Origin of the sequence: Acidiphilium sp. JA12-A1 (assembly GCF_000724705.2) — a bacterium.
Taxonomy (GTDB): Bacteria; Pseudomonadota; Alphaproteobacteria; order Acetobacterales; family Acetobacteraceae; genus Acidiphilium; species Acidiphilium multivorum.
In genome coordinates this window covers 35,211-45,549 of sequence record NZ_JFHO01000018.1, presented here as the reverse complement: position 1 = coordinate 45,549, position 10,339 = coordinate 35,211, and the positions used below count along the sequence as shown (strand labels likewise).

Sequence of the window (10,339 nt, the reverse complement as noted above, 5' to 3'; positions counted from 1 at the left end):
CGCTCGCCGAACTCGACGCCATCGTTGCCGCCGCCGGCGGCGCCGCCGGCGCCTCGGCGCTGCTGCGGCTGGATCTCGCCTTCCACCGCGCGCTCTACCGCGCCTCCGGCAACCCGGTCTTCGAGACGATGACCGGCCCGCATTTCCCCGCCCTCGCCCGCGCCATGGCGGCGGTGCTGGAGACCGAAGACTACCGCGCCCGCGCCTGGCGCGAGCACGCCGAAATCCTCGCCCGCGTGCGCGCGGGCGACGAGGCGGGGGCCGAGGCGGCGGCGCGCGACCATGCGCGCAATGCCGGCGAGACCACCGCCCGCCGCCTCGCCGAACTCGCGCGGGCGGCCTGACGCCATTCGACCAGACAAGGAGGACACGACATGAAACTCACCCCGCAGCAGATCGAGGATTTCCACCGCGAGGGCTGGCTGTTCCTGCCCGAGCTGTTCAGCCCCGAGGAGGTGGCGCTGCTCAAGCGGGAATCCGAGGCGATCTACCGCGAGCATCGCCCGGAAGTGTGGCGCGAGAAGACCGGCGCGCCGCGCACCGCCTTCGCCGCGCATACCTATAACGAGGCCTTCGGCACGCTCGGCGCGCATCCCCGCCTGATCGGGCCGGTCGAGCAGCTCTTCGGCGAGCAGGTCTACATGCACCAGTACAAGATCAACGCGAAGGCCGCCTTCACCGGCGAGGTATGGCAGTGGCACCAGGATTACGGCACCTGGAAGCGCGATGACGGGATGCCCGAGCCGCGGGCGATGAACATCTCGGTGTTCCTCGACGAGGTGATGCCGATCAACGGCCCGCTGCTGCTGGTGCCGCGCAGCCACAATGCCGGCGACCTGGAGGCGAGCCACGATGTCGAGACCACCTCCTACCCGCTCTGGACGCTGGACGAGGCGACGGTGAGCCGGCTGGTCGCCGAGGGCGGGATCGTCGCCCCCACCGGCAAGCCTGGCGGCGTGCTGATGTTCCACGGCAATCTCGTGCATGGCTCGGCCGGGAACATCACGCCCTATCCGCGCCGCATCGTCTATCTCACGCTCAACGCGGTCTCCAATTACATCCGCACGCCGACGCGGCCGGAGTTCATCGCGCACCGGGATTTCGCGCCGATCGTGCCGGTGGCGGACGACGCGCTGGCGCGGCTGGCGGCGGCATCCCAGCCCCGCGCGGCGGCGGAATAGGGCGATGAACCTCTCCCACCTCCTCGCCGCCCGGGCCGACGCCGGGCGGCCGGTTCGCGTGCTGCTGATCGGCGCCGGGAAATTCGGCTCGATGTTCCTCTCGCAGGTGCCGCACACCAGGGGCATCGAGGTCGCCGCCATCGCCGATCTGCGGCCGGACGGCGCCCGCGCTGCCTGCCGCGCCGTCGGCTGGGACGAGGCGCTGATCGCCGCCACGCGCTTCACCGACGATGCCGGCGCCGAATTGCGGCGCGACGACATCGACGTGGTGATCGAGGCGACCGGCAACCCGCCCGCCGGCATCGCCCATGCCCGCGCCGCCTTCGCCGCCGGCAAGCCGGTGGTGATGGTCAATGTCGAGGCCGATGCGCTGGCCGGCCCGCTGCTCGCCGCCGAGGCGGACGCGGCGGGGGTGACCTATTCGCTGGCCTATGGCGACCAGCCCGCCCTCGTCGCCGAGATGGTGGACTGGGCGCGGGCCTGCGGATTTTCCGTGGTCGCCGCCGGCAAGGGGACGAAATACCTGCCGCTCTATCATGGCGTAACCCCGGATACGGTGTGGCAGCATTACGGGCTGACGGCGGAGCAGGCCCGCGAGGGCGGGATGAACCCGCAAATGTTCAACTCCTTCCTCGACGGCACCAAATCCGCGATCGAGATGGCGGCGATCGCCAATGCGACCGGCCTCGCCGTGCCCTCGTCCGGCCTGCATTTCCCGGCCTGCGGGGTGGACGACCTGCCGCATCTGCTCCGCCCGCGGGCGGCGGGCGGGGTGCTGGAGCGCGCCGGCATGGTCGAGGTGGTCTCCTCGCTGGAGCGCGACGGGCGGCCCGTGTTCCGCGACCTGCGCTGGGGCGTCTATGCGGTGTTCGAGGCGCCGAACGACTACGCCGCCGCCTGCTTCGCGCAATACGGGCTGCGGACCGACGCCTCCGGCCGTTACGCCGCGATGTACAAGCCCTATCACCTGATCGGCCTCGAACTGAACGTCTCGGTGCTCTCGGTCGCCCTGCGCGGCGAGCCGACCGGGCGGCCGCGCGGGTTTGCCGGCGATGTCGTCGCCATCGCCAAGCGCGATCTCGCCGCCGGCGAGGTGCTCGATGGCGAGGGCGGCTACACGGTGTGGGGCAAGCTGCTGCCGGCGCAGGCAAGCCTCGCCGCCGGCGCCCTGCCGATCGGTCTCGCCCATCACGCGCGGCTGCGGCGCGGCATCGCCGAGGGCGAGGTGGTGGGGTGGGACGATGTCGATTTCGCCGCCGCCGGATCGGCGCTGCAAACGGCGATCGCCGCGCGCCGGGAGATGGAGCGCCGCTTCGCCGCCCCCCGCGCCGAGGCCGGCGCCGCCTGAGGAAGCGCCGCCGCGCCGCTTGATCTCGATCAACGACGCGGCGGCGCCGGCGGCCCAGAGAGAAGGCATGGAACAGGCCCTTCTCGCGCGCTACGACCGCCCGCTGCCCCGCTACACCAGCTATCCGACCGCGCCGCATTTCTCCGCCGCGACCGGGGCGAAGGACCATGCCCTCTGGCTTGCCGCGATTCCGCCCGGCGCCCGCGCCTCGCTCTACCTGCATGTGCCGTTCTGCCGCACCATGTGCTGGTTCTGCGGCTGCACCACCAGCGCGGTGCACAGCGTCGGCGCGCTGGAGCGCTACGCGGCGGCGCTGGAGACCGAGATCGGCCGCGTCGCCGCCGCGATCGGCCATCGCCTGCCGGCTGGGCAGATCCATTGGGGCGGCGGCACGCCGACCGCCCTGCCCGCACCGCTCCTGCGCCGGGTGCATGCGGCGCTCGCCCGCCATTTCGCGCTGGATGGCACGACCGAAATCGCCATCGAGATCGACCCGCGCACCCTGCCGGACGACGCCACGGCGCTGCTGCGCGATCTCGCCGTCACCCGCGTCAGCCTCGGGGTGCAGGATTTCGCGCCCGCGGTGCAGGCGGCGATCGGGCGGCACCAGAGCGTGGCCCAGACCAAAGCCGCCGCCGATGCGGCGCGGGCGGCGGGCATCGCCTCGGTGAATTTCGACCTCGTCTACGGCCTGCCGTTCCAGACCATCGACTCGCTGGAGGCGACGATCGGCGAGGTGCTCGCCCTCGGGCCGGACCGCATCGCGCTCTACGGCTATGCCCATGTGCCGTGGACGCGCAAGCGCCAGCAGGTGATCGCCGAGCGCGCCCTGCCGGATGTCGCGGCGCGCTTCGCCCAGCAGCAGCGCGCCGCCGAACTGCTGGTCGCCGCCGGCTACCGGCGGATCGGGCTCGACCATTTCGCAAGGCCGGAGGACGCGATGGCGCGCGCCGCCGGCACCGGGGCGCTGCGGCGCAACTTCCAGGGCTATACCGTCGACCCCTCCGACCTGCTGATCGGCCTCGGCGCCTCGGCGATCTCGTTCCTGCCGCAGGGCTACGCGCAGAACGCCGTCGGCACCCAGCCCTACCTCGCCGCCATCGAAGCCGGCGCGCTCGCCACCGCCAAGGGGCTGGCGCTGGACGACGAGGACCGGCTGCGCGGGGCGATCATCGAGCGGCTGATGTGCGACCTCGAAGTCGATCTCGCCGCCTTCGGCGCCGATTCCGCCCGCTTCGCCCGCGAATGCGAGTCTCTCGCCCCGCTGGAAGCCGACGGATTCCTGCACCGCGAGGGCAGCCGCATCAGCATCACCGAGGCCGGGCGGCCCTTCCTGCGCCATGCCGCCGCCGCCTTCGACGCCTGGCTCGGCCAGGCGGGGCGGCACGCCGCGGCGATCTGAGCGGGGTCAAAATTCCGCCGCGCGGATCGCCTCCCAGACCCGCAGCGGGGTGCAGGGCAGCGGCGGCAGGGCGGCGCCGATCTGGCGCAGCGCGTCCGCCACCGCATTGGCGACCGCCGGCAGCGCGCCGGTCGTCCCCGCCTCGCCCAGCCCCTTGGCGCCGAGCGGATTGTTGGGCGAGGGCGTCGGCAGGTCGAGGGTGATGAAACCGGGCACGTCGGCCGCCCGCGGCATCGTGTAGTCCATGAAACTGCCGGTCAACGGCTGGCCGGCGGCATCGTAGCGCATCCCCTCGCCCAGCACGCCGCCCACGCCCTGGACGATGCCGCCATGGATCTGCCCCTCGGCGACGACGGGATTGACCAGCACACCGGAATCATCGGCGGCGACATAGCGCGTGAGCCGGACCAGCCCGGTCTCGCGGTCGATCTCCACCTCGGCGATGTGGCAGCCGGAGGGAAAGGTCGCGGCGACGGGTTTGACCCCGGTGACGGCGATCTCGCCGCCAGAAGCCGCCACCGCCTCGGCGAGGGTCATCACCGGGGAACCGTCGCGCCGGAGGATGGCGCCACTGGCGATGGCGAGGTCCTCCGGTGCTTCATTGGCGCGCAGCCCGGCGAGGGCGAGCAGCCGCGCGCGCAGGGCGGCTCCGGCATCGGCCACCGCGCTGCCGGCGCTCACCGTCGAGCGCGAGCCGATCGAGCCGGCGCCGGCCAGCGTGCTGCCGGGCGGGCTTGCCACCAGCTCGATATCCGCCGGGTCGAGCCCGGTTTCGCGGGCGAGGATGAAGGCATAGGTCTCCGCCTGGCTCTGCCCGCTGCCGCCGGTGACCGTCTCGATCCGGGCGACGGCGCGGCCGCCGGCGAGGGACAGCGTCACCTTCGCCTCGTCCTGCGCCGCCGCGCCGCCGCCGGCGATCTCGGTGAACAGCGCGGCGCCGCGCCCGAGAAGCGCGCCGCGCGCGGCGGCTTCGGCGCGGCGGGCGGCGATATCGTCCCAGCCGGATTCCGCCCGGGCGGCGGCGATCAGCGCGGCATAGTCGGCACTGTCATAGGTGGCACCCAGCGCGGTGCGCCAGGGAAAGGCGGCGGCGGGGATCGCGTTGCGCGCCCGCAGATCCAGCGGGTCGGCGCCGGCCGCGGCGGCGGCCTCGTCCACCAGGCGCTCGACCAGCAGCGCGATATCCGGCCGCCCGGCGCCACGATACGGGCCGAGCGGCCCGGCATTGGTGAAATATTGCGCGAACCGCGCATGCGCCGCCGGGATCGCGTAGGTGCCGGTGCCCGATTGCAGCGCGTTATGGACGTTCACGAAGGCGCCGACGGTGGTGACATAGGCGCCGAGATCGGTCTGATACTCGATCTCGATCGCGGTGAAGCGGAGATCGGCATCGAGCGCGAGGCGGCCGGCGAGCCTGGTGCCGCGGCCGTGATTGTCGTTGAGGAAGGCCTCGCCGCGCGTCGGCACGTAGCGCACCGTCCGGCCGGTGGCGCGGGCGGCGAGCAGGAGGGCGGCGTGCTCGGGATAGGCCGGGCTGCGCAGGCCGAACCCGCCGCCGACATCGGGCAGCTCGATCATGATGCGCGACGCCGGGACACCCAGCACGGCCTCGAGATCGAGCCGGATCTCGTTGATGCCCTGGTGCGGGGTGACGAGGTGATAGACGCCCGAAGCCGCGTCATACCGCGCGACGATGCCGCCCGGCTCCATCGTGGAGGGGGCGAGGCGCGGCAGGTCGAACCGCACCGCGGCCACATGCGCCGAAGCGGCGAAGGCGGCGGCGACCGATGCCGCGTCGCCCGCCACATGCCGGAAGGCGAGATTGCCCGGCGCCTCGGGATGGATCGGCGGCGCGTCCGGCGCGGCGTCGAGCCCGACCACCGGCGGCAGCATCTCGTACTCCACCGCGATCGCCTCCGCCGCGTCCATCGCCGCGGCGAGCGTTTCGGCGACCACGCAGGCGACCGGCTCGCCGGCATAGCGCACCCGCCCCTGCGCCAGCACCGGGCGGAACGGGGCGACGAGCGGGCGCTCGCCCTCGGCGCCGTAGCGCATCAGCGCGCGGAAATTGCCGAAGCCGGCGGCGGCGCAATCCTCGCCGGTCAGCACCGCGACGACGCCCGGCATCGCCCGCGCCGCCGCCGCATCGAGGGAGACGATCGCCGCATGGGCGTGCGGCGATCGCAGGAAGGCCGCCGCCAGCGCGCCCTCCGCCCGCACATCCGCCACATACCGCCCCGCCCCGCTCACCCAGCGCGTCCGGTCGCGCGCCGATTGCGTGGGCCGGCCCGAGATGCCCGATCCGTCCATGTTTTCCTCCCTCCCGCGCGTCCGGCCAGCGTCCTTGAAGCGCCACGGCCGTCGAGAAATAACAGCACGTTAACAGAATACCCCGCCATCGCGGGCCCGCAAACCCCGGCCCCGCCAGGCCGGCAGGCCCGCAGCCGAATGCGTCCTCATGAAACTTCAGGTTCGCGAGGATCGGGACAAGCGCCGGCCCGGCGTGCCGGATCAGCGCCGCCGATGCTTACAGGATTTCGGGGTGCTCCGGCATGAACGCAAGGTCGGTATCGTCTGGCCTGACGCCTGCGGCCGTGAGCATGGCATGGATCTGGCCGCGATGGTGTGTCTGGTGATTGAAGAGATGCATGACGATCACGGTCTTCGGCCTCGAAATCTCGCGTCCCAGCGCGCCCGAAAACCAGACGAGATCTTCGGCGAACCAGGCGGCATCCAGCTGCCCTGCCCAGTCCAGCACCTCGCGGTCCATCGCGGCGCGTTGCCCGCAGAATTCGTCCCAGCTCCCGTCAAACCTCGTCGAGCCCGGAATCCCTCCCTCGGGCGGCCGCGTGCCCTTGAACCGGCTCATCCACATGCGGTCCGCCCAGAGCAGGTGGTAGAACGTCGCCTCGATCGATCCGAAGAAGGCGCCCCGGTCGAGCGCCCGCCCTTCGGGTGGCAGCTGGGCCGTCGCGCGGAGAAGGTTCCGGTTTTGCCAGGCATTGTATCTGGCCATCGTCAGCGCGTATTCGGCATTGGCCATGGTGGCCCTCCGCATGGAAATCCCGCTTGGCGCAGTCTTCATAGCGCCGATGGATTGCCATGGGAATGACGGGCCGGGACCGGCAGTCCCGCGAACGAACCGCCGGTCCCCGGCGTGATTGCGAAACGGCGGCGGCGCGGGCGGGCCGGGTATCCGCCCTATTTGAACTGCTGCCCCATCTTCGCCCCCTTGGAGAGTTTGGTGAGATAGGCGATCAGGTCGGTCATCTGCGGGCTGGAAGCGCCGGGCGGCTTGCCTTGCAGGCCGCCGCGAATGCAGTGGACGAGCTGCTGCTCGAGCGTCACCACACGATGCGCATGGCCGTTATATTTCGGGAACTGCGCCGCAACCCCCTCGAGGCTCGGGATCTTCGCGCCGCCCGGCAGGTGGCCGGCCGTGGTGCCGCCATTGACATGGCACGACGAGCAGGTGCGCACGCCGCCGAACTGATCATGATTGAAGATGTGCAAGCCCTCCGCCGCGGCCTGGTCCGGCGAAGTGGCCGGGGCAAGCCCCGCGGCGGCGGCCGTGCCGAGGCCAAGGCCGAAGGCGAGAAGGGCAGCCCCGACGAGACGGGGGCGGGGTAACCGGGTCATCACGAAGCCTCCCAGAGATATATGTCAATTCCGGAATACAGCTAACGTCCCGGCGGCGTGGCCTGTCAATCGTCCGGCGGCGGCGCTGCCCCCCGGCGCGATCAAGCTTCCGTGCGCATGACGGGCGAACACCCCGCCCCGCGTGGCGAACGTGCAGACGGCGCAACGGCCCGTCAGAAAATCAGGGGGACCAGATGCCAGCGCACCCTTGTGCAGTATTCCGTGTATCCCGGCAGGTTTTGCGCGAGGAAATTCTCCTCATCGAGGAGGCGCCAGACGAGGCCGAGAACCGTGAGGGCCGAGGGAATGAGCGTCCAATAGGAACCGAGCGCCAGGGGCATGCCGATCAGGTAGACCAGCGCGCTCGCATACATCGGATTCCGCACGACCCCGTAGGGCCCGGTCGAGACAACCCTCTGATCCTCGACGACCCCGACAGTCGCGGCGCCGAACGGGTTCTCCTTGACGACCCGGTACACCATGAGCATGCCCGCGACGATCAGAAGATCGCCCGTCACCACGAGCCAAGGCGGCACGTTCGACCATCCGAAGCGGTCATCCAGTCCCGGAACGATGAATGCGACGACGATTGAGATGAAGCCGAGCAGCGTAATGCCCTTTTGCACGGACCGCTGCTCCGCCGTCGGACCCGCTTTCATCCTGGCCTCCAGCAGCCTCGGGTTGTCGAGCAGGTATCGCACGTAGGGAACGGCGGCGATGCCGTTCACCGCGAGATACACCCACGCTTGCCAATACCTCACGGTACCCGCCGCGAGAAACAGCACGAGCGCAATGAGCCCGGTGCCAGCCAGACACAAGATCAGCATTCGCATTCTGGCGTTTTTCATGGGGTATGAAACCACCTCGGGCGTCGTCCGATCGGACAAGGATGCCATGATGATCGATATGATGGAGCGCTGCATCCGATCCTGAAGGATCGGAACGCGCTCCAGCCTCGCATTCGCTTCCTCACCTCATGCTCGTATTGACGCCGTACAGAAATCAAGAAAATTTTGTCTTATTAACTGAATTTTTATTCAAATATCGGTTGATATTTTAACGATATGAGACGGGAGGTGGCTGTGCAGGCGGCATTACCGGCGAGACGGCGAATTTTCATCAAGCGATCACGGATCTCGATCGCGTTATGCATCCTGATCACGGTATCGATCGTGACCATGGCGGTCCCCGTTCTGACCTGAACGAGCGCCCTGCCCCTCGACTCTTCGCGACCGGATGTCAGGGATCGGCTTCCGGGCGCCGGCTCGCCATTCTCCCCGATCCCCGGCATCACCCCGATCTGATCCGCTGCCCGGCCACGCCAGGCCCGACATGGCGCGCCGCCGCGTCACCGCACCGCCGAAGAAGCGACACCCCTGGACGGTTCGCGACACCGTGGCCATCGGTCACGGGAATTTCATCACGCCGCCGCGCGAATGCGTTAGGAAGCCACGATGAACACCACCCACCCCCAGGCGGCCGGCATCCCTCCGCGATGCCGCCGGGAGCCTTGAGTCCGTGCCGGAGAAATGCGGTTGACCGTCTGGCTCATCATGGTTCCGGCACTGATCGCGGGCCACCCCGGCGCAACCGTGCCGCACTGGCACCGCACGCATGCCGGATGCCGCGCCGATGAGGCCGCCCATCACCTTCCGCCCGGATCATGCCTGAAAACCGAGGGCGACGCGCCCCCCCACGACCGGCCCGGCGGGACCAGCCGCCCCATTCCACCGCAACCCACCAGATGAACGCGATTGACGTCGCAAAGAGGGGGGTCGGCACGAATCCTCCTGCTTTTGGACGGTATGGACAAAATAGAGACGTATGGCACATTCTTATTATTAAGTCTTAGGAATGAACCATGAGCATCAAACAGATTGGCTTTCTGGTCGGCGACAAGGCTGCCACTCTGTCGGGCGCTCATCCAGCATATCTGTCCGCGTTCGACGGCCAGCAAACGGCCGGGAATGCGCTGTCGGGATTCATCAAGGCGCTTCCCGAGAATGCGCTCTATGTGGATATTGGGGCGAATGTCGGCGCCACCGTTGTCGCGGCGGCTCTCCTGCGGCCCGACATCACCATCGTCGCGTTCGAGCCCGTACCGTCGAACTTTCAGCTTCTGGTGCGCAATGTCGCCGACAACGGCCTTACGAATTGCAAGCTCGTCAACGCGGCGGTCGGCGACCGCACTGGTGAAGTCCTGATCAGCGACAATGGCCCCTGGTCTCTGATCGGCGCCGGCAGCGTTTCCGTGCCACTCGTGACGCTCGATGATTACTTCCAGACCACCCCTCAAGGCCGCCCCGTGGATCTGCTGAAGGTGGACGTCGAAGGTTACGAGCCGCAGGTCATTTTCGGAGCGAAGCGGACCATTGAACAGAGCCGGGCGCCCATCTTCATGGAGTTCAATTCGTGGACGCTCCTGTGTCAGGGCTGCAACCCTCTCAACTTCGCGGCCCAATTATGGTCCATTTTCTCGGTTTCCGACCCGCAGGGGTCACCTCTTCCGTCATCTGAAGTCTTTGTGCACGACAATCTCGTCAAGCACGGATGCGTCGAGGATGTGGTTCTGCGGCTCAATAACATTTCCGCATTGAGATCGTTTTTGTTCAACATGGATCCTGTGCGACAAGAACTCGAATCGGTCTACGCCTCGACGTCGTGGCGGCTGACAGCACCCCTACGCCGCTTGAAGGGCTTCATCAGCAGATAGTTCGGTCTGCGGAACGCCGAGATACCGAGAAAAGGTATCCACACCGGCGTCAGCGT

At 69.1% G+C, this 10,339-nt stretch carries 9 protein-coding genes; 5 read left to right on the top strand and 4 right to left on the bottom strand.

The window, feature by feature from the left end; all coding sequences use genetic code 11:
* The 4 genes from RT91_RS04145 to hemN form a co-directional block, all read left to right on the top strand.
* On the top strand, nt 1–344 hold a 344-nt coding region (locus tag RT91_RS04145; RefSeq protein ID WP_152982790.1), incomplete at its 5' end, for an FCD domain-containing protein.
* 30 nt (nt 345–374) lie between these two features.
* Nucleotides 375–1,181 (top strand): phytanoyl-CoA dioxygenase family protein, encoded by an 807-nt coding sequence (locus RT91_RS04140; RefSeq protein WP_007422436.1) that lies wholly within the window; start codon nt 375–377, stop codon nt 1,179–1,181.
* A 4-nt stretch (nt 1,182–1,185) separates the two neighbouring features.
* The gene (locus RT91_RS04135) at nt 1,186–2,529 is read left to right on the top strand and encodes an NAD(P)H-dependent oxidoreductase (protein ID WP_035185804.1); all 1,344 of its coding nucleotides are present in this window, start codon (nt 1,186–1,188) and stop codon (nt 2,527–2,529) included.
* A 67-nt stretch (nt 2,530–2,596) separates the two neighbouring features.
* Entirely contained in the window at nt 2,597–3,931 is a 1,335-nt protein-coding gene (hemN, locus tag RT91_RS04130; RefSeq protein WP_035185805.1) for an oxygen-independent coproporphyrinogen III oxidase, read from the top strand.
* A 6-nt stretch (nt 3,932–3,937) separates the two neighbouring features.
* On the opposite strand, the gene RT91_RS04125 is transcribed toward hemN, so the two are convergent.
* The 4 genes from RT91_RS04125 to RT91_RS04110 all read right to left on the bottom strand — a co-directional run bounded on the left by RT91_RS04125 (nt 3,938) and on the right by RT91_RS04110 (nt 8,493).
* Nucleotides 3,938–6,241 carry a xanthine dehydrogenase family protein molybdopterin-binding subunit gene (locus RT91_RS04125; RefSeq protein WP_035185803.1) on the bottom strand — a complete coding sequence of 768 codons (2,304 nt, stop codon included), beginning with the start codon at nt 6,239–6,241 and terminating at the stop codon, nt 3,938–3,940.
* A gap of 217 nt (nt 6,242–6,458) precedes the next feature.
* On the bottom strand, nt 6,459–6,974 hold the full coding sequence (locus RT91_RS04120; RefSeq protein WP_007423243.1) for a DinB family protein: 516 nt from the start codon (nt 6,972–6,974) through the stop codon (nt 6,459–6,461).
* Nucleotides 6,975–7,132: 158 nt separating this feature from the next.
* The gene (locus tag RT91_RS04115) at nt 7,133–7,570 is read right to left on the bottom strand and encodes a hypothetical protein (protein WP_007423242.1); all 438 of its coding nucleotides are present in this window, start codon (nt 7,568–7,570) and stop codon (nt 7,133–7,135) included.
* 173 nt (nt 7,571–7,743) lie between these two features.
* The gene (locus RT91_RS04110) at nt 7,744–8,493 is read right to left on the bottom strand and encodes an isoprenylcysteine carboxylmethyltransferase family protein (protein WP_240314178.1); all 750 of its coding nucleotides are present in this window, start codon (nt 8,491–8,493) and stop codon (nt 7,744–7,746) included.
* 938 nt (nt 8,494–9,431) lie between these two features.
* Here RT91_RS04110 and RT91_RS04100 point away from each other — a divergent pair.
* Nucleotides 9,432–10,283, top strand: coding sequence for an FkbM family methyltransferase (locus tag RT91_RS04100; protein WP_007423240.1), 852 nt, complete (start codon nt 9,432–9,434; stop codon nt 10,281–10,283).
* Nucleotides 10,284–10,339: the final 56 nt, after the last annotated feature.